Origin of the sequence: Streptomyces sp. ISL-1 (assembly GCF_018614585.1) — a bacterium.
Taxonomy (GTDB): Bacteria; Actinomycetota; Actinomycetes; order Streptomycetales; family Streptomycetaceae; genus Streptomyces; species Streptomyces maoxianensis.
This window is the reverse complement of record NZ_JAGGOI010000008.1, coordinates 11830-31223: the sequence shown is the minus strand read 5'-3', so window position 1 is coordinate 31223 and position 19394 is coordinate 11830. Positions and strand designations below refer to the sequence as shown.

Here is a 19394-nt window from a genome sequence, read left to right as displayed (position 1 = left end):
GGACCCCGAAGGGCGGATGCCGCTCGCGGACCATCTGCGTGAGCTGCGCAACCGGCTTGCGAAGGCGATGCTTGCGGTCACCATCGCGTCCGTCGTGGCCGCGTTCTACAGCCAGGACCTGATGCGGATCCTGGCCTCGCCGGTCCACGCCTGTGAACAGGGGCAGCTCGAGACCGGCGGCAAGTGCGCCACGATCGTGTACACCGACCTGTTGTCGCCCTTCACCACCACCGTGAAGGTCGTCATGATGGCCGGCATCATCGCGGCCTGCCCGGTCTGGCTGTACCAGCTGTGGGCCTTCGTGGCCCCGGGTCTGCACAAGAACGAGAAGAAGTACACCTACTTCTTCGCCGCCGCGGCCGTTCCGCTCTTCGCCGCGGGTGCGTATCTCGCATTCGTGATCATGCCGGTGAGCATGAGTGTCCTGCTGAGCATCACGCCTGACACCGCCGCGAACTTCCTCGAGGTCGACAAGATCCTGGACTTCGCCGTCCGCATGGTGCTGATCTTCGGGTTCTCCTTCGAGCTGCCGCTGATCCTGATCATGCTGAACGTGGCGGGCGCCGTGACCGGACAACGGATGGCCGGCTGGTGGCGCGGTGTCGTCATGGGCATCTTCGTCTTCGGTGCGATCGCCACCCCGTCCACCGACCCCCTGGGAATGATCGCGCTCGCGGGACCGATCATCGTGCTGTACTTCATCGCGGTGGGAATCGCGCTCCTCAACGACCGGCGGCGACGCCGCCACGACCCCGACGCCGAACTCGACGACGACGAGGCTTCCGAGCTCGACCTCGTTCCCGAGGCAGTCGGCGAGATCGAGGCCGTGCCGGCCTCCCGGGCCCTGCCCGAGCAGGCGAGCGGTGAGGCCGACGGACGTTCCCACCGGCTCAACGGTTACGACGACGTCACCTGATCTTGTAGGGTCCTCCCCCCAGACTCCGTCCAGGGGGACCCAGTGACCAGCGAGATCACTCTCTTCGTCAATCCCACCGCGGGACGCGGCCGGGGCGCGCATGCCGCGCAGCCGGCCGCTCGGGCTCTGCGTGATGCCGGGTTCTGTGTGCGTACCGTCCTCGGCGAGGACGCCGACGATGCCCTGCGGCGGGCGCGTGACGCCGTCGACGGGGGGACCGGGGCTCTCATAGCCGTCGGTGGTGACGGGATGATGTCGCTCGCCCTGCAAGCCGTCGCCGGGACCCGGACGCCGCTCGGTGTCGTCGCCGTCGGGACCGGCAATGACTTCGCCCGCACGCTCGGGCTGCCCGTGCGGGAGCCGGCCGCCGCAGGGCGGCTCGTTGCCGAGGCGCTCAAGGGGGAGCAGATCCGGGAGGTGGACCTGGGGCGCGTGGGGGAGAAGTGGTTCGGGACCATCCTCGCCTCCGGATTCGACTCGCGCGTCAACGACCGTGGGAACCGGATGCGATGGCCCAGCGGGCGCTTCAAGTACGACCTGGCGATGGTCGCCGAGCTGGCGGCCCTTGAGCCGATCCCGTACCGCATCACCCTCGACGACGGGGAGGTGCGCGAGATCGAAGCCACCCTTGTCGCCGTCGGCAACGGATCCTCCTACGGCGGCGGCATGCGGATCTGCCCCGGCGCGCGCACGGACGACGGGCTGTTCGACGTGACCGTGGTCGGGGACTGTACGCGTACGACCCTGCTCAAGGTCTTTCCGCGGGTCTACAAGGGGACGCACCTCAGCCACCCCAAGGTGACCACCCATCGCGTCCGCGCGATCTCGCTCCAGGCCGAGGGCGTCACCGGGTACGCCGACGGCGAGCCGCTGGGGGCGCTGCCGCTGACCGCGGAGTGCGTTCCGGGCGCCGTGCGGGTGCTCGCTCCGGTACCTGCCCCTTGATCGTCCGGTACCCTGACGCCCGGTGATCGCCCGGTACCCGGCCCGTAACTGCCCGGCGCCTGGCCCCTGACTGCCCGGTAGCTGCCCGGTGATTGCCCCGGTCAATTAAAGATCGCGCTCACTGTCAGAGGTGGCGGGTAGGCTCGTGAGCAAGATGACCGAGGACCTCTCACCCGCTGAGCGCTATGCCGCCGCCCGCGTCCGCGCTGTTGAGGCGGCCACTGCGCTGGCCCCCTTCCGCGAGATGTACGAATTCGACCTGGACCCCTTCCAGATCGAGGCCTGTCAGGCCCTGGAGGCGGGCAAGGGCGTGCTCGTCGCCGCGCCCACCGGCTCGGGCAAGACCATCGTCGGCGAATTCGCCGTCCACCTGGCCCTTCAACAAGGCCGCAAATGCTTCTACACCACGCCCATCAAGGCCCTGTCGAACCAGAAGTACACCGACCTCGTCAGGCGCTACGGCGCGGACAAGGTCGGCCTGCTCACCGGCGACAACAGCGTCAACTCCGAAGCACCCGTGGTCGTGATGACCACCGAGGTGCTGCGCAACATGCTCTACGCCGGCTCGCAGTCGCTGCTCGGCCTCGGCCATGTGGTGATGGACGAGGTGCACTACCTCTCCGACCGTTTCCGCGGTGCCGTTTGGGAGGAAGTGATCATCCACCTCCCCGAGTCGGTGACGCTGGTGTCGCTGTCGGCGACGGTGTCCAACGCCGAGGAGTTCGGCGACTGGCTGGACACCGTCCGCGGGGACACCGAGGTGATCGTCGCCGAGGAGCGGCCCGTCCCGCTGTGGCAGCACGTCATGGCCGGCCGCCGGATGTACGACCTCTTCGAGGAGGAGACCGACCACGGCGGCCGCGGCTCGGCCCGGCGCGAGGTCAACCCCGATCTCGTGCGACTGGCGCGGATGGAGAACCAGCGCACGTACAACCCCAAGGACCGCCGCCGCGGCAAGATGGTGCGCGAGGCGGACCGTGAGCGGGAGCGGCGCCAGCGCACCCGGATCTGGACGCCCGGACGGCCCGAGGTCATCGAACGGCTCGACGCCGAAGGGCTGCTGCCGGCGATCACCTTCATCTTCAGCCGGGCGGGATGCGAGGCCGCCGTACAGCAGTGCATGCACGCGGGACTGCGGCTGAACGGCGATGACGCGCGGCTCAGGGTGCGCGAGATCGTCGAGGAGCGGACCGCCGCCATCCCCACCGAGGACCTCCATGTCCTCGGCTACTACGAGTGGTTGGAAGGCCTTGAGCGTGGCATCGCCGCGCACCACGCCGGCATGCTGCCGACCTTCAAGGAGGTCGTCGAAGAGCTCTTCGTGCGCGGCCTGGTGATGGCCGTCTTCGCCACCGAGACGCTGGCGCTGGGCATCAACATGCCTGCCCGCTCCGTGGTGTTGGAGAAGCTCGTCAAGTGGAACGGCGAGCAGCACGCCGACATCACCCCCGGCGAGTACACCCAACTCACCGGCCGGGCGGGGCGTCGCGGCATCGACGTCGAAGGCCACGCCGTGGTGCTGTGGCAGCGGGGCATGGACCCGGCCGCGCTCGCGGGACTCGCCGGCACCCGCACTTACCCCCTGCGCTCCAGCTTCAAGCCCTCGTACAACATGGCGGTCAACCTTGTGCAGCAGTTCGGGCGGCACCGCTCGCGCGAGCTGCTCGAGACGTCTTTCGCGCAGTTCCAGGCGGACAAGTCGGTCGTCGGCATCTCCCGTCAGGTGCAGAAGAACGAAGAGGGACTCGAGGGCTACCGCGAGGGCATGACCTGCCACTTGGGCGACTTCGAGGAGTACGCGCGGCTGCGCCGCGAGCTCAAGGACCGCGAGACGGAACTGGCCAAGCAGGGCGCGGCCCATCGGCGGGCCGCCGCGGCCTCCTCGCTGGAGAAGCTGAAGCCGGGCGATGTCATCCACGTCCCGACCGGCAAGTTCGCGGGCCTCGCGCTCGTCCTCGACCCGGGCATCCCGGCGGGCCGGACCGACGGACATCGCGGCTTCGAGTACCACGACGGCCCCCGGCCGCTCGTGCTGACTGCCGAACGGCAGGTCAAGCGGCTGGCGTCGGTGGACTTCCCGGTGCCTGTCGAACCGCTGGAGCGGATGCGGATCCCGAAGTCGTTCAACGCGCGCTCGCCGCAGTCCCGTCGTGATCTGGCCTCCGCGCTGCGCACGAAGGCCGGGCACATCGCGCCCGAGCGGCACCGCAAGCAGCGGGCGGCCGCCGCCGACGACCGCGAGATCGCGAGGCTGCGCACCGAGCTGCGCGCGCATCCCTGCCACGGCTGCGACGAGCGCGAGGACCATGCGCGGTGGGCGGAGCGGTACCACCGGCTGCAGCGCGACACCCGGCAGCTGGAGCGGCGCATCGAGGGCCGGACGAACACGATCGCCCGTACCTTCGACCGGATCGTGGCGCTGCTGACCGAGCTGGACTATCTGCGCGGTGACGAGGTCACCGAGGACGGCAGGCGGCTCGCGCGGCTCTACGGCGAGCTGGATCTGCTGGCCAGCGAGTGCCTGCGCGCCGACGTGTGGGAGGGGCTCAGCCCGGCCGAACTGGCCGCGTGTGTCTCGGCGTTGGTGTACGAGTCGCGGCAGTCGGACGATGCGGTGGCGCCCAAGGTCCCGGGGGGCAAGGCGAAGGCCGCGCTCGGCGAGATGGTCCACATTTGGGGTCGGCTGGACGCCATGGAGGAAGATTTCAAGATCAACCAGGCGGAGGGTGTCGGACAGCGCGAACCCGATCTCGGCTTCGCCTGGGCCGCGTACCAGTGGGCATCCGACCGGAGCCTGGACGAGGTGCTGCGCGAGGCGGAGATGCCGGCCGGCGACTTCGTCCGCTGGAGCAAGCAAGTGATCGATGTGCTCGGGCAGATCGCGGCGGCGGCCCCGCGTGAGGGCAGCACGGTCGCGAAGAACGCCCGCAAGGCGGTCGACGCGCTGCTGCGGGGTGTGGTGGCGTACAGCTCGGTGGGCTGAGCGGCGATACGTACGATGGTCCGGTTCACCGCGAGGCGGCGAGCCGGACCATCGGAGTCCCGGTCGGTCCGGGGGTCACCCCCAGAACCTGTCCTCTTCGTCGATGTCCTCGGTGCACTCGTCGATGTCGGTGATCTTTCCGCCGACGATCGTGAAGAAGAGCCCATGGCGGATCTCGAGGCCGTGGTCACCCCGGTCGGCCCGGGCCGTGTGGACTGACATGGCGTGCCCGCGCCCGTCGGCCATCACCGCTTCGAGCAGGACCTGCATCGTGCCGCTGGTCTCCTCTCCGAGCCGCCGGTACAGCTGCAGAACGGCATCGAGGCCCTTGTGGTGCCCGGAGAGCGGGTTGTTGCCCGGCACGTGGTGGACCACGTCCTTCGTCATCAGGGCGCCGAGTGCCTCCATGTCACCCGACGCGAACGCTGTGTAACCCCGGCGTACCAGGGCGCAGTCCGGGTGTTCAGCCATAGCGATCACACCTTTCGTACCGATGGATGCCCCTTTCCTCCATCCTCCGCCGGGTGTGGAGGGCTGTCCACGCAGGTGTCATGCGGCAGGCGTGGTCGCGTCCCCTTGGAACAGACGCCGCCGACGGGGTCGTGACGGCCGCAGGTGTCCGCAACCGCCGGACCGTTACGGAACGCTCTCCGTGATCGCGCCGGATGGGGTGTCCGGGGCGTGTGCGACGATCGGCCTCATGAGCACCACCACGGGACGACGGGTCGGCCGGCCGCGCGCGACGCAGCGGCCGGACAGCGGTATGTCCGCGCGGGACGAACTCCTCCTGGCAGCGGCGGAGTTGTTCACCACGAGCGGATACGCGGCGACCACGACGCGGCTGGTCGCGGAGAGCGCGGGTATGCGGCAGGCGACGATGTACCACTACTTCAGCGGCAAGGAGGACCTGCTCGCCGAGCTCCTCGAGTCGACGGTGGCCCCGTCCCTGACGCTCGCACTCCGGCTGCTCGCGGACGACGCGCGCCCCGCGGAGGAACGCCTGTGGGAGCTGTGCCGCGCGGACGTGGAGCTGTTGTGCGGCGGCCGCCACAACCTGGGCGCGCTGTACCTGCTCCCGGAGGTCCGCGGCGAGCGCTTCACGAGCTTCCACCGGGTGCGGGCGGACCTGAAGGCGGCGTACGGGAAGCTGCTGGCGGCGACGGCGGCGGGCGGCGCGCTGGACAGGGGGGAGCGGGTGCTCCGTACGGACCTGGTGTTCGGGCTGATAGAGGGCGTGATCCTGGTGCACAGATCTGACCCGGCCAGGCCGTTGGGGGCGTTCGCCGGGGCGACGGCGGACGCGGCGCTGCGGATTGTGGGCTGTTCCCCCACCCGCCCCTGCCCGTAACCGGGGAGCCCCCGCGGGACGGGGCGTTGGGAGACGGCGCTCCCTACGCCCCTGGATGATGATCTAGAGGAGCGCCGCGGGCTTCGGCTCGGCGGAGGGCTTCGTCGGACGCTTCGCCTTGCCCGCGCCTCCCAGCAGTACGAGCGAGAAGACGCCCGCTCCCGCCATGACAACGGCCCCGCCGAACGCGGCGAAGCCCATTCGGCCAGGACGAGTTCGACCTTGAACTCGGCACGCTCTTCGAACTCGGCACGCTCTTCGAGTTCGGGCTCGAGCGGATGCTGGACGGCGTCGCGGCACTCATCGAGGGTCCTAGGGGAGTGTCCTGACAACGGACGCCCTGGCCTTGCCCGCGCCGCCTGCCCTCGGGCCGGGTCGTCATGGTCCCGGCTATGCGTCACTTCGGTGCGATCGGCGGCCGATCCCGTAGCCGAAACCGGCCAGCGCGGTCGCGTCGCCGCCCGTGGCCGGTCTCCGGAAGATCTGGCCGTACGCCCATGGGTCGGTGGCGGTCATGTCAGCCCCTGTCGCTATTTCCTGTCGGGTGACAGAAATTAGGGACGAGCTGTTTCACCGGCGTCACGCGGTCCGTGTCCGTACAGGGCCCCAAGTCCTCACGTCCGAAAGATCTCCCACTCGACCAATCCAGGGGCGCCGTCGCACCGAATCAACTCAGTCCGCGTCAGCTTTCCCTGGAGGGTGTGAAGTGAGCGTGTTCGTATCTCCGGCGTCCTCAGCGTCCCCCGCCTCCCCTGCGTCCTCGGTGTCTTCGCGAACCGCGTCCGTCGATGCCCTCAGGTGGCCCGATGTGGCCACCCTGCCCCGAGCGATCCGGCTGCGGACGGCCGCCGACGAACGACGCGTCTGGCATGCCGTCGGCAGGCTGCCGCTGCGGGTGCTCCTCGCCGGAGGCGACCCGATCGGACGGGGCGGACCGCTCATGGAGGTGCACGACCCGCACGCCTTCTTCAGGCGTGTTGCCTCCGGCGGCCTCACCGGCTTCGGCGAGTCGTACATGGCGGGCGAGTGGGACGCTCACGACCTCGTCGGTGTGCTGAGCGTGTTCGCCGAGCACGCGGCCACGCTCGTCCCCCGGCCGCGCGGCCGGCGCCGCGGAGTCCTCTCGCCCCGGCGGCCTGCCGGACACCGCACGTACGCCCTGCCCTACGACCCGCCCTACGACCCGCCCGGCGAACTGATGGCGCTCTTCCTCGACGAGACCCTCTCCTACTCCTCCGCCCTCTTCCGCGGCTTCCCGGCAGAGCAGCACCTGCTCGCCGCCGCCCAGCACCGCAAGATCGACCGGCTGCTCGACCTGGCAGGGGTCGGCGCGGGCACGCAGCTGCTCGAAATCGGCACCGGATGGGGCGAGTTGGCGATCCGGGCAGCGCTGCGCGGCGCGCGGGTGCTGACCGTCACTCTCTCGCGGCAGCAGCAGGAACTGGCGCGGCGGCGCGTCCACGAAGCCGGTCTCGAGCACCGCGTGACCGTCCTGCTGCGCGACTACCGCAAGGTCCTCGGCCGTTACGACGCGATCGTCAGCGTCGAGATGATCGAGGCCCTCGGCGAGGAGCACTGGCCGCAGTACTTCATGACGCTCGACCGGCTGCTCGCGCCCGGCGGCCGGGTCGCACTCCAGACAAAGACGATGCCGCACGACCGGCTGCCTGCCTCCCGAACCACGTATGCCTGGACGCGGAAGTACATCAGCCCGGGCGGGCAGCTGCCGTCGAACGAGGCAATCGAACAGATCGTCACCGGCTGCACGGCGCTGCGGCCGGCCGAGCGGGCCGGCTTCGGCCCGCACTACGCCGAAACGCTGCGGCTGTGGCGCGAACGCTTCACCCAGCGCGCCGCGGACGTCGAAGCTTTCGGCTTCGACGAGACGACCCGCCGGATGTGGACCTTCCATCTCGCGGGCTCGGAGGCCGGTTTCCGCTCGGGTGCTCTGGATGTGCAGCAAGTGCTGCTGACCAAGACGAAGACGGCCCCCTGAGCCGCATGGATCAGTCCAGTCCGCGCGCCCGCTCGAACCGTGCCCGCCCCTCCGCCTGTTCCACCAGCGGGTCCGGGTAGTCGAGCCCGGCCCGTGCCAGGCCGTCGAGCTTCCACGGCTCATGGACAGCGGCCCCGGCCAGATGGGCGAGCTCCGGGACCCAGCGGCGTACGTACTCCCCGTGCGGGTCGAATCGCTTCGCCTGCGCGAGCGGATCGAGGACGCGATTGGGGCGGGTGTCGGTCCCGGTGCCCGCCGCCCACTGCCAGTTGAGCTGGTTGTCGGCGATGTCGCCGTCCACCAGGAGGTCCAGGAAGTGGCGGGCGCCGATCCGCCAGTTCGTGTATAGCGTCTTGGTGAGATAGCTCGCCGCCAGTAGTCGCGCCCGGCCCGGAATCCACCCTTCGTGCCGTAGCTGGCGCATCGCCGCGTCCACGATCGGGCAGCCGGTCAGGCCGTCCTTCCAGGCGGCGATCTCCTTGTCGTTCCTGCGCCAGTGGTCGCCGCGGGCACGGTAGTCGGCGTGGGCCGCGTCCGGCCGGGCGGCGAGGACCTGGTGGTGGAAGTCCCGCCAGGCCAGCTGCCGTACGAACGCCTCCGCGCCCGGGCCGCCCTTGCCGTGTGCCCGCTGGACGAGTTCGGCGGCGGACAGCGTGCCGAAGTGGAGATGGGGCGAGAGCCGGGAGGTCGCGTCGCCCGGCAGATCGTCGTGCCGCCGCTCGTACGCCGCGATGCCGCCGCTCTCGTCGGCCAGCCAGTCCCTCAGTCGTCGGCGGGCCTCCGGCTCGCCGCCCCGGGCGAGCCCCGGCGACACCCCGGCGACCGCGGTGCGCCGCGGCAGTGGATGGCCGGCGAGCTCGGGCACCGGCACGGTGCGCGGCGCGGCCACTGCCTCACGCAGCCCCGCCGCCTGCCACCTGCGGAAGTACGGCGTGAACACCGCGAAGTGGTCGCGGCCCGTGGGCGTCACGCGCCCCGGTGGCAGCGCGGTGATCACTCCGTCGTGGACGTGCAGGGCGCACCGGACCGCCTCCAGCGCCTCGCGCAGCCGGTCTTCCCTTCGTACGGCATAGGCGCTGACGCCACCGGCGACATGCACCGAACGCGCCCCGCTCTCGGCGACCGCCCGGCAGACCTGCTCGGTGACTTCGCCAGTACGGATCACCAGCCGGCCGCCGCGCTCGCGCAGCCCGGCGTCCAGCGCGGCCAGGCAATCGGCGAGAAAGGCGCGGCGGTTGGGCGCGTCGAAACCAGCCCGGTGAATGCCCCGGTCGAGCACGAACAGCGGTACCACCTCATCGGCGCCGCGCAGGGCGGCGCGCAGCGCCGGCTGGTCGTGGAGTCGCAGATCGGCGGTGAAGAGCATGACCGCAACGCTCATGCGCCGTCCTTCCTCGGGCGGGGAGGTGCATCAGGCGGGGAGTGCGTCAGACGGTGAAATGGTGCAATGCGGCAGTCGGGCAAATGCGTCAGGCGGGAACGCGCATCAGGTGGAAAAGCGCATCAGGGCGAGCGGATCGGTGGTCGGCTCGGGGGAGCCGCCGGCCGGTTCGAGCGTGAGGCCCATGCCGGCAGCGCCGTCCACCGGTCCGTCCATCAGCACGGCGTTGTCGGTGACGGCTGGGTCCATCAGACCGGCGGGACGCATCTTTCCCCCGTCGTCGAACCAGAGTTGGTAGACCTTGCCCGGGGGCGGCTTGGGCAGCCCGGAGGTGAGGAAGGCCGCTTTGTTCCTGCTCTGCGAGACGACGACCGTGCCGCGCGCACCCTCCGGCAGTTTCGTGCCGCTCACCCTGGCGTCGGGCGCGGCGAGCACCGAGGCCAGCTCCTCGGCCTGCCGCTGCGAGGCCCGCGCGTCCTCGCGTGCCTCCCGGGCCTCCTGATGCTGCCAGGCGGCGACCCCGCCGAAGGAGACGGTGGCGGCGAGGCAGGCCGCCAGCACGAAGCGTGACAGCCCCCGGCCGCGGCGGGCGCCACCACGGCGTGCACCCGGGACACGGGGCGGCTCCTGGCGCTCGGCGGAGATCCGCCGCAGCACATGCTGCTTGAGCGCGGGCGGCGGCGTCACGGCCACGGCGAGCCCCAACTTGCCCACGGTGGCGGCCAGTTCCCTCACCTCTTGGGCGCAGGCCGGGCATATCAGAAGGTGTCGCTCGAACTCGGCGCGCTCGTCGGGCGCCAGCGCGTGCAACACATACGCGCCGGTCAGCGTGTGCAGATCAGCGGCGTTCATGCGCTCACCCCCAGGCAGTCGCGCAGCCGGATGAGCCCGTCGCGCAGTCGTGTCTTGACCGTGCCGAGCGGCACGGCGAGAAGTTCGGCCACTTCCCGGTAGGCCAGCCCCCGGTAGTACGCGAGTGTCACCGACTGCCGCTGCAGCTCGGTCAGGCCGCGCAGACAGCGCCGTACCTGCTCACGCTCCAGTCGGGCCTCGACCTGCTCGGTGACCTCGTCGTAGGCGGGGGTCTGGTCGAGCAGCGCCGCCCGCCGCTCGCGGTCGGTGGCGGCCTGGGCCGAGCGGACCCGGTCCACGGCGCGGCGGTGGGCGAGCGTGAGTATCCAGGTCATCGCCGATCCGCGGGACGGCTGGAAGCGCGCGGCGGTACGCCACACCTCGATCAGCACCTCCTGGGTCACCTCCTCGGACTGGGCCGGGTCGCGCAGCACGGCGCGCACCAGCCCCAGGACCGGACCGCAGACCGCGTCGTACACCCGGGAGAACGCCTCATGGTCGCCTCGGGCCACCAGGCCCAGCAGCTGCTGCAGATCAGGCCCCGCCGAGGCGGGGCCGCCGATGTGTACGGCTTGGTTCACGCGGCTTTCCTCCACTGTGCGGGCATCTCGTCCGGACAGATTCCACCAGGTATTCGGAGCCCTTGGTGCGGCGGATTGGTCCGGGTCCGGAGATAGTTGCACGTGAGGCGCGCGGAGCGCCCACGGCCCCGGCGCCGGCCGCCAGTTGGGGCCCTGGACCGCAAGCGCAGACCCGGGCCATGGCTGATCGACAACGCCCAAGCCCCATGGCGAAAACCGCCGACAGCACCGCAAAGCCGCCGACTACATGGCGAAAACCGCCGACAACATCGCGAAACCGCCGGCTGCATCTAGAAGGCCCCCGGCAGCGTCGCGCAGCCGGGGGCCCAGAGGGAGCGAGCGTCAGGCCGGCTTCTCCTGTTCGCGCTCCACCTGTTCGTTCCACTCGCGCTTGGCCGCGCGCCACGCCTCGTCGCTCTGGCCGAGCCGCCAGTACCCCGAGATCGACAGCCGCTCGCGCGGAATCTGCCGGTCCAGCCTCAGATGGCGGCGCAGCTCCTTCACGAACGCCGCCTCGCCGTGTACGAACGCGCAGACGTCGCCCTCGGGGAAGTCCAGGGCTCTCACCGCCGCCACCAGTGCCTCGCCCACCGGACGGTCTCCGCGGTGCAGCCAGCTGATCTCAACTCCGTCCGGCGTGACGATCTTCTGCTCCTCCTCGGGGCCCGCGACCTCGACGAAGGCATGGATGTGCGCGCCTGCCGGCATCCGCTCCAGCGACGCGGCGATGGCGGGCAGCGCGCTCTCGTCGCCCACCAGCAGATGCCAGTCGGCCGCCTGGTCCGGGGCGTAGCCGCCCCCGGGGCCCTGGAACCTGATCCTGTCGCCCACGCGCGCCCGTGCCGCCCACGGGCCGGCCAGCCCCTCGTCGCCATGGACCACGAAGTCGACCGCGAGCTCACGGTGGGCCGGGTCCCAACTCCGTACCGTGTAGGTGCGATTGGCCGGCCACTGCTCGCGCGGGAACTCCTCACGGATCCGCTCGAGGTCGAAAGGCTCCGGATACGTCACGCCCACGGGCGCGAACAGCAGCTTGATGTAGTGATCGGTGAACCCGTCGAGACCGAATCCGGCCAGCCCGTCACCGCCGAGGAGGACACGCACCATGTGCGGGGTGATCCGCTCGGTGCGCACCACCCGCGCCTCGTAGGGCTTCGGTGCCTTGCGGGCCGGTCGTTCTGCCACGGAGGTCTCCCCTGAGCTCGTGCGGTGCTTAGGCTTGCCTAAGTTAACACCTCAGCGCTGAAGTGTGGACAGCAGTCGCGTCAGGGCGCCGCCGAGCCCCCACTGGGCGGCCAGCTCGTCGAGCGTCGCCGGATCGCGGGGCTCGGAGGGAAGGGCGGGGTCGAAGTCGGGCAGCGGCACGTCGGATGCGACCCGTACGACCTTCGGCGCAACCGCGACATAGTCCCTGGCCTCGTCCAGTCGTTTGCGCTGCGAGGGCGTCAGCTTCGCGGTCCGGTCGTCGGCGGCGGCCATGATCCCGGCCAGATCGCCGAAGGTGTCCAGCAGCTTGGCCGCGGTCTTCTCCCCGATGCCCGGCACGCCGGGCAGCCCGTCGCTCGGGTCGCCGCGCAGCAGCGCCAGATCGACGTACCCCGGGCCGTCGACGCCGTACTTCTCGCGCAGCCAGGCCTCGTCCATCACCTGGAGCGTCCCGACGCCCTTGAGCGGATACAGCACCCGCCGCCCCCGCGCGTCGTCGACCAGCTGGAACAGGTCGCGGTCGCCGGTGACGATGTCGACCGGGCCGGTCGCCCGCCCGGTGAGGGTGCCGATGACGTCGTCCGCCTCATACCCGTCGGCCCCGACGCGCGCGATGCCGAGCGCGTCGAGCACGTCCATGATCACCGGGACCTGGGGAGCCAGCGTGTCCGGGGTCTCCTCCTCGTCAGGGCCCGTCTCCGTCTCCACGGCGACGCGATGCGCCTTGTACGACGGGATCAGCTCCACCCGCCAGTGCGGCCGCCAGTCGTTGTCCCAGCAGGCCACCAGGTCGTCGGGGTGATGGTCCTGGACCAGCCGCGCGATGAAGTCGAGCAGCCCGCGCACGGCGTTGACCGGGGTGCCGTCGGGGGCGCGGACCGAATCCGGGACCCCGAAATAGGCGCGAAAGTACAGGGAGGCGGTGTCGAGGAGCATCAGGCGTCGCGTCACAGACCTGATGATGCCGCATTCCACTGACAGCACTGACAGCGCTGACAGTCACCCCGCGCGCCGCCCCCGTGCGGGCAATCGCCGCCCTCGTGAGGTGGATCACTGTCGCGTTTGCCCCGGAGGGACCAGGGCAGGCACGCGCCCGGAGCGGACCCGGCAGCGATTGAACAAGCCGGGAAAGCGGGCCGAACCCGCCCTGCTCCACGGCTCCTCCCCCGCTTCGGCGCAGGGGACCCCTATGCGGGGTGGGCGGGCCGTTTCGGTTCAACGCGTGAGGTGTATGTGTCCAGGCTGCAGGCCGAGCACTTGTACAAGGTTTTCGGTAGACGACCCGACGAAGGGGTACGCAAGCTCGAAAGCGGCAGTGACCGCGACGAGCTGCGTGCCGACGGTACGACGGCGGCGGTGATCGACGCCTCGTTCGCCGTCGAGCCGGGTCAGATATTCGTCGTCATGGGTCTGTCCGGGTCCGGCAAGTCCACGCTGCTGCGGATGCTGAACGGACTGCTCGAGCCCACCGCCGGACGTGTCCTCTTCGACGGCCAGGACCTCACCGCCCTGAGCCCCGGCGAGCTGCGCGCCGTACGCTCCGCCAAGATCAGCATGGTGTTCCAGCACTTCGCGCTCTTCCCGCACCGCAGCGTGCTGGAGAACGCCGGATACGGCCTCGAAGTGCAGGGTGTCCCGCGCCCCGAGCGCGACCGGCGCGCCGCCGAGGCCCTGGAGCTGGCCGGCCTGGCCGGCTGGGAGAAGTCCTGGCCCGACGAGCTCTCCGGCGGTATGCAGCAGCGCGTCGGCCTCGCCCGCGCGCTCGCCACCGACGCCGATCTGCTGCTGATGGACGAGTCCTTCAGCGCGCTCGACCCGCTGATCCGCCGGGATATGCAGGACCAGCTCCTCGAACTGCAGCAGCGACTGAAGAAGACCATCGTCTTCATCACCCACGACCTCAACGAGGCCATGCGCCTCGGCGACCGGATCGCGGTGATGCGGGACGGCAGGATCGTCCAGCTCGGCACCGCCGAGGACATCCTCGTCACCCCCGCCAACGACTATGTCGCCTCCTTCACCCAGGACGTCGACCGCTCCCGGGTGCTCACCGCCGGCGCGATCATGGCCGACGCGGAGGCCGCGTACGGCACCCGGGCGGACAACGGCAAGGAGCTGCGTAACGCCAAGGACGTGCTGGCCGCGGCGCCCGTCACCGTCCGTGCGGACACCCCGATCATCGACCTGTTCACGCCCTGCTCCACCAGCGGCGTCCCCGTCGCCGTCATCGACGACGAGGGGGAGCTGATCGGCGTCGTACCGCGCGCCCGGCTGCTCGCGGTCATCGGCGAGCCGATGACCCCGGCGGAGACTCCGCCGCGGAGCACGGGCCCCGAGCAGGCTGCCACCAAGGCGGTGGCCAGTGCCTAGGCTCCATCTCGGCGACTGGGTCGACAGCGGCGTCAACTGGCTCCAGTCCCATCTCTCCTGGCTGTTCGACGCCATCAGCTCACTCGTCACCGGCATGTACGACGGCATCGACGCCGTACTGTCCAGCCCCGCGCCGCTGCTCTTCGCGGGCATACTCGCCGTCGTCGCGTGGTGGCTGCGCGGCCTGTCCGCGGGCGTCCTCGCCTTCGCCGGTTTCGCGCTCATCGACTCCATCGAGCTGTGGGACGACGCGATGGCGACCCTCTCGCTGGTGCTCGTCGCCACCATCGTCACGCTGGTGATCGCGATCCCGCTCGGCGTCTGGGCCTCCCGCTCCAAGACGGTCAGCGGGATCACCCGGCCGGTGCTCGACTTCATGCAGACCATGCCGGCGATGGTCTATCTGATCCCCGGCGTCATCTTCTTCGGCGTCGGCGTGGTCCCCGGCATCATCGCGACGATCGTCTTCTCCCTGCCGCCCGGCGTACGGATGACCGAGCTCGGCATCCGCCAGGTCGACGAGGAGCTCGTCGAGGCCGCCGAGGCCTTCGGTACGACACCGCGCAACACCCTGGTGCGCGTCCAGCTCCCGCTCGCGCTGCCCACGATCATGGCCGGCATCAACCAGGTGATCATGCTGGGCCTGTCCATGGTGGTCATCGCGGGCATGGTCGGCGGTGGCGGCCTCGGCGCCGCCGTCTACCGGGCCATCGGCAATGTCGACGTCGGTCTCGGCTTCGAGGCCGGAATCTCCATCGTCATCCTCGCCATGTACCTGGACCGGATGACCGGTGCGCTGAGCCGCCAGGTCTCGCCGCTCGGGCGCCGGGCCCTGGCCAAGGCGAAGTCCCTGACCGGCGGGCCGAAGATCTGGAACTACCGTCCGCAGCCCGCGGTCGCCCTCGTGGGCGTCGTCGTCCTCGCGCTCGTCGCCGGCGGCATGGGCATGTTCGGCAAAGCCAAGTCCGCCGACGCCTCGAACGCCTCGGGCGTCGGCCAGGGCAAGAAGGTCTCCATCGGCTACATCCCCTGGGACGAGGGCATCGCCTCCACCTTCCTCTGGAAGGAGATGCTCGAGCAGCGCGGATTCGAGGTCGAGACCAAGCAGCTGGAGGCCGGAGCGCTCTACACCGGTCTGGCCGGCGGCCAGGTCGACTTCGAGACCGACTCCTGGCTGCCCGTCACCCACGCCCAGTACTGGAAGAAGTACCAGAGCAAACTGGAGGACATGGGCTCCTGGTACGGCCCCACCTCACTGGAGCTCTCCGTCCCCTCGTACATGAAGGGCATCGACTCCCTGGAGGACCTCAAGGGCAAGTCGGGCCAGTTCAAGGGCCGGATCATCGGCATCGAGCCGAGCGCCGGAATGATGGGCATCCTCAAGGACAAGGTTCTCAAGGACTACGGCCTCGAGGGTGAGTACAAGGTCGTCGACGGCTCGACGCCCGGCATGCTGGCCGAGCTGAAGCGTGCGTACGACAAGACGGAGCCCATCGTCACCACGTTGTGGTCGCCGCACTGGGCGTACAGCAGCTACGACCTGAAGAAGCTCAAGGACCCCAAGGGCTCCTGGGGCAAGGGCGACGGCGTGCACACCCTGGCCCGCAAGGGCTTCTCCGCCGAGAACCCGCAGGTCGGCAAGTGGCTCAAGAACTTCCATATGACCGAGAAGCAGCTCACGGACCTCGAAGCCAGGATCCAGACGACGGGCAAGGGCAAGGAGCAGGACGCGGTCCGCGCCTGGCTCGGGGACAACCCCGGCCTCGCCGACAAGTGGACCCCCGTCGCCAAGGCAGGCAAGGCCGCGAGCGGCGAAAGGATGGCTCCGCAGTAGCCGGCAGCAAGCACAAGGGTGGCCCCGCCAGTGGCGGGGCCACCCCTTTCGGCTTTCCGGACTCCGTGCCTGGGCCCTGCGGGGAGGGACTTGCAGGGAAGCCCGGGCCGGAAGCTGCGTAAGGTGAGACTGGACCAGGGAAGGGGGGCCCGGCGGATGGACGCGAAGGACGCCATGGACGCGACGGGCGCGAAGGACCCGAAGGAGACCGAACCCCTTCGGGTGGGCGCCGCTGTGCGCAGGCGCCGTCGTGCGCTGGACCTCACGCTCGCCGCGGTCGCGGCGCGCAGCGGCCTCTCGGTGCCCTTCCTCAGCCAGGTCGAGAACGAGCGGGCGCGCCCCAGCATGCGCTCCCTCCAGCGGGTCGCGGACGCCCTGGAGACCACGCCCGCCCGGCTGCTGGCCGCGTCCGACGCCGCGCGCACCATCAATGTCGTACGCGCGGCAGCGGAAGGGCCACCGGCGCCGGGCACGAGGCCCCGTCGGCTCGTGCGGGGGCACCATCAGCTCCAGGCCCTGGAATTCACCGGGGAACATGATCCGGGACGCGAATTCCAGCACCGCAACGACGAGATGATGTACGTCGCCGACGGCGCCGCGGAGGTCGAGGCGGAGGGCCGCGCCTACCGGCTGGCCCGTGGCGACACCCTCTTCCTCTCCGGCGGCGTGCGGCACCGGTGGCGGGCCACCGCCCCCGACACCCGGATCCTCGTCGTCACGGTCGCCGACCACATCGACGACGCGGGCCCCGAAGAACCCCGGCGCTGAGGGGCGGGGCCGGGGTGCGCGTCGTGTCACTGGTGCCGTCGCTGACCGAGGCCGTGGTCGTCAGTGCGCCCGGACTGCTGGTCGGGGCCACGGACTGGTGCAGCCACCCCGCCGGGCTCGATGTCGTACGGCTCGGGGGCACCAAGAACCCCGACGTGGCCGCCGTGATCGGGCTGCGGCCCGATCTGGTGATCGCGAACGAGGAGGAGAACCGGGCACCCGATCTGGCCGAGTTGCGGGCTGCGGGCATCGAGGTTCTTGAGACGGAGATACGCGACCTGGAGCAGGCGTTCCGCGAGCTGGAGCGGGTGCTGGCAGCCGTCTGCGGGCAGGCCGGGCCGCGCTGGCTCGACGAGGCGCGACAGGCGTGGTCCGAGGTCGCGCCGGTGGGGGAGTGGCGGGCGGTCGTTCCGGTCTGGCGGCGACCGTGGATGGTGCTCGGCCGCGACACCTTCGCCGGTGATCTGCTTGCCCGGCTCGGCGTCCGGAACGTGTACGCGGGACATGCCGAGCGCTATCCGCGCATCCCGTTGGACGAACTGCGGGACAGCGGCGCCCAGTTGGCGGTCCTGCCCGACGAGCCGTACCGCTTCGCGGCGGACGACGGGCCCGAAGCATTTCCGGGACTGCCGTCCGCGCTGGTCAGCGGCCGGCATCTGACCTGGTACGGGCCGTCGCTGGCCGAGGCACCCTCGGTGCTCGGCGGGGCGCTGCGAGGCGCAATGCGGGCGGCGGACCGCGACCCGAGGCGTGAGGCGTAGCAGCGAGGGCCGGACGGGACCACATGGTTGACAGGTGGTCAGAGAATCCGGCGACCGCCGGATGTCGGCCTGCCGCACCGTGGCAAACCTGCTAGCTGTGAGCGCGGTAGCGAAGTAGACATGCCCTGAACTCCCCAGAAACACCGGGTTGAGTCTCGGCTCTCAATGCCCTCAAGAAAGGTCCGGGATGCCTAAAACTTTCGGTATCGCCCTCCTTGCGCTCGTGCTTGCGGCCGCATCACCGACCCCCGCGGTTGCCGAGGCGCCCGCACAGTCCGACCAGATCCCCGGCGCGTACATCGTGACCCTCGAGGACACAGCCACCACCGAGGGCGCCGGCATGGACGCCGTTGTGGACGAGGCCGTCGCAGAGGCGTACACCATGGGTGCCCAGGTGCAGCACGTGTACCGCTACGCCCTCCACGGCTACTCGGCGTCCATGAGCGCGAGCGTCGCGGCGGCCCTCGCCGACGACCCAGGGGTGCGTTCTGTCCAGCCCGACCGGCGAGTTCACGCCACCGCCCAGTCGATCCCGACCGGTGTGGACCGGGCGGAGGCCGACCAGAATCTCACCGCGGCCATCGACGGTGTCGACACCCGGGTGGACGCCGACGTCGCGGTCATCGACACCGGAATCACCCCGAACCACGCCGACCTGAATGTGTACCGGGCCGGCGGCAAGAACTGCTGGCTGCCCATGCTGGACCCCTCCGACCTGCACGGCCACGGCACTCATGTCGCCGGGACCATCGGCGCCCTGGACAACGGCACCGGGGTGGTCGGTATGGCACCGGGCGTCCGGCTCTGGCCGGTGCAGGTGCTCGACCCCCTCGGCACCGGCAGCACCTCGGCCGTCATCTGCGGCATCGACCACGTCACCCAGCACGCGGATGAGATCGAGGTCGCCAACATGAGCCTGGGCGGCTCGGGCACCGACGACGGCGACTGCGGCAAGAGCAACGACGACGCCATGCACCAGGCGATCTGCAATTCCGTCGCCGCGGGCGTCACCTACACCGTGGCGGCCGGCAACGACCACAAGGACGCCGCGAACATGATCCCCGCCGCGTACGACGAAGTGATCACCGTCAGCGCCCTGGCCGACTTCGACGGCAAGCCGGGGGGGCTCGGCAAGGCGACGTGCCGCAGCGACGTGGACGACACGTTCGCCAACTTCTCCAACTACGGCTCCGACATCGACCTGATCGCGCCGGGCGTGTGCATCACCTCCACCTCCAGCTCCGGCGGCTACACCACGATGTCCGGCACGTCGATGGCCGCGCCCCACGTCGCGGGCGCCGCGGCGCTGTACCTGGCCGGCCACGCCGGCGCAAAGCCCGACACCGTCAAGAAGGCTCTGCGGGACGCCGGCAGCTCCAACTGGACCTGGCCCTCCCAGGACGGCGACGTGATCAACGAGCCCCTGCTCATGCTCCCGTCTTCCTTCTGACGG

At 70.4% G+C, this 19394-nt stretch carries 18 protein-coding genes; 10 read left to right on the top strand and 8 right to left on the bottom strand.

The annotated features are described in order from the left end of the window. The first annotated feature begins 16 nt into the window (after positions 1 to 16). From tatC to J7E87_RS07820, 3 genes are all read left to right on the top strand, one after another. A complete protein-coding gene (gene tatC, locus J7E87_RS07830) occupies positions 17 to 916 on the top strand; it encodes a twin-arginine translocase subunit TatC (RefSeq protein ID WP_215091723.1) in 900 nt (299 codons plus the stop codon). A gap of 42 nt (positions 917 to 958) precedes the next feature. Beyond that, entirely contained in the window at positions 959 to 1861 is a 903-nt protein-coding gene (locus J7E87_RS07825) for a diacylglycerol kinase (RefSeq protein WP_215091380.1), read from the top strand. A gap of 154 nt (positions 1862 to 2015) precedes the next feature. Beyond that, on the top strand, positions 2016 to 4844 hold the full coding sequence (locus tag J7E87_RS07820) for an RNA helicase (protein WP_215091721.1): 2829 nt from the start codon (positions 2016 to 2018) through the stop codon (positions 4842 to 4844). Between the two features lie 75 nt (positions 4845 to 4919). Here J7E87_RS07820 and J7E87_RS07815 read toward each other — a convergent pair whose 3' ends face one another. Continuing rightward, a complete protein-coding gene (locus J7E87_RS07815; protein ID WP_215091377.1) occupies positions 4920 to 5315 on the bottom strand; it encodes a nuclear transport factor 2 family protein in 396 nt (131 codons plus the stop codon). 229 nt (positions 5316 to 5544) lie between these two features. On the opposite strand from J7E87_RS07815, the gene J7E87_RS07810 reads away from it, so the two are divergent. Then, a complete protein-coding gene (locus J7E87_RS07810; protein WP_215091375.1) occupies positions 5545 to 6192 on the top strand; it encodes a TetR/AcrR family transcriptional regulator in 648 nt (215 codons plus the stop codon). Between the two features lie 63 nt (positions 6193 to 6255). On the opposite strand, the gene J7E87_RS07805 is transcribed toward J7E87_RS07810, so the two are convergent. Together J7E87_RS07805 and J7E87_RS35845 are read right to left on the bottom strand one after the other, a co-directional pair. Next, a complete protein-coding gene (locus tag J7E87_RS07805; protein ID WP_215091373.1) occupies positions 6256 to 6393 on the bottom strand; it encodes a hypothetical protein in 138 nt (45 codons plus the stop codon). Between the two features lie 189 nt (positions 6394 to 6582). Next, entirely contained in the window at positions 6583 to 6708 is a 126-nt protein-coding gene (locus J7E87_RS35845; RefSeq protein ID WP_285427305.1) for a hypothetical protein, read from the bottom strand. A 247-nt stretch (positions 6709 to 6955) separates the two neighbouring features. Between J7E87_RS35845 and J7E87_RS07800 the strand changes: the two genes are divergently transcribed. Continuing rightward, a complete protein-coding gene (locus tag J7E87_RS07800; protein ID WP_308312878.1) occupies positions 6956 to 8188 on the top strand; it encodes a cyclopropane-fatty-acyl-phospholipid synthase family protein in 1233 nt (410 codons plus the stop codon). A 10-nt stretch (positions 8189 to 8198) separates the two neighbouring features. Here J7E87_RS07800 and J7E87_RS07795 read toward each other — a convergent pair whose 3' ends face one another. The 5 genes from J7E87_RS07795 to J7E87_RS07775 all read right to left on the bottom strand — a co-directional run bounded on the left by J7E87_RS07795 (position 8199) and on the right by J7E87_RS07775 (position 13144). Beyond that, positions 8199 to 9569, bottom strand: coding sequence for a deoxyribodipyrimidine photo-lyase (locus J7E87_RS07795; RefSeq protein WP_215091369.1), 1371 nt, complete (start codon positions 9567 to 9569; stop codon positions 8199 to 8201). A 105-nt stretch (positions 9570 to 9674) separates the two neighbouring features. Continuing rightward, the gene (locus J7E87_RS07790; protein ID WP_215091367.1) at positions 9675 to 10421 is read right to left on the bottom strand and encodes an anti-sigma factor domain-containing protein; all 747 of its coding nucleotides are present in this window, start codon (positions 10419 to 10421) and stop codon (positions 9675 to 9677) included. Then, on the bottom strand, positions 10418 to 11002 hold the full coding sequence (locus J7E87_RS07785; protein ID WP_215091365.1) for a sigma-70 family RNA polymerase sigma factor: 585 nt from the start codon (positions 11000 to 11002) through the stop codon (positions 10418 to 10420). The genes J7E87_RS07790 and J7E87_RS07785 overlap by 4 nt, the downstream gene beginning before the upstream one ends. Before the next feature lie 342 nt (positions 11003 to 11344). Further along, positions 11345 to 12187 (bottom strand): siderophore-interacting protein, encoded by an 843-nt coding sequence (locus J7E87_RS07780; protein WP_215091363.1) that lies wholly within the window; start codon positions 12185 to 12187, stop codon positions 11345 to 11347. Positions 12188 to 12238: 51 nt separating this feature from the next. Beyond that, positions 12239 to 13144, bottom strand: a complete 906-nt coding sequence (locus tag J7E87_RS07775) for a 5'-3' exonuclease (RefSeq protein ID WP_215091720.1) — start codon at positions 13142 to 13144, stop codon at positions 12239 to 12241. Positions 13145 to 13441: 297 nt separating this feature from the next. Between J7E87_RS07775 and J7E87_RS07770 the strand changes: the two genes are divergently transcribed. From J7E87_RS07770 to J7E87_RS07750, 5 genes are all read left to right on the top strand, one after another. Next, positions 13442 to 14578, top strand: coding sequence for a glycine betaine/L-proline ABC transporter ATP-binding protein (locus J7E87_RS07770; RefSeq protein ID WP_215091361.1), 1137 nt, complete (start codon positions 13442 to 13444; stop codon positions 14576 to 14578). After that, positions 14571 to 16412: an ABC transporter permease/substrate binding protein gene (locus J7E87_RS07765; protein WP_215091360.1), complete on the top strand. Its 1842-nt coding sequence runs from the start codon at positions 14571 to 14573 to the stop codon at positions 16410 to 16412. The genes J7E87_RS07770 and J7E87_RS07765 overlap by 8 nt, the downstream gene beginning before the upstream one ends. 174 nt (positions 16413 to 16586) lie before the next feature. After that, positions 16587 to 17180, top strand: coding sequence for a helix-turn-helix domain-containing protein (locus tag J7E87_RS07760; protein ID WP_215091718.1), 594 nt, complete (start codon positions 16587 to 16589; stop codon positions 17178 to 17180). Between the two features lie 14 nt (positions 17181 to 17194). Continuing rightward, positions 17195 to 17941, top strand: coding sequence for a helical backbone metal receptor (locus tag J7E87_RS07755; RefSeq protein WP_215091358.1), 747 nt, complete (start codon positions 17195 to 17197; stop codon positions 17939 to 17941). Between the two features lie 187 nt (positions 17942 to 18128). Next, entirely contained in the window at positions 18129 to 19391 is a 1263-nt protein-coding gene (locus J7E87_RS07750) for a S8 family serine peptidase (protein WP_215091356.1), read from the top strand. Positions 19392 to 19394: the final 3 nt, after the last annotated feature.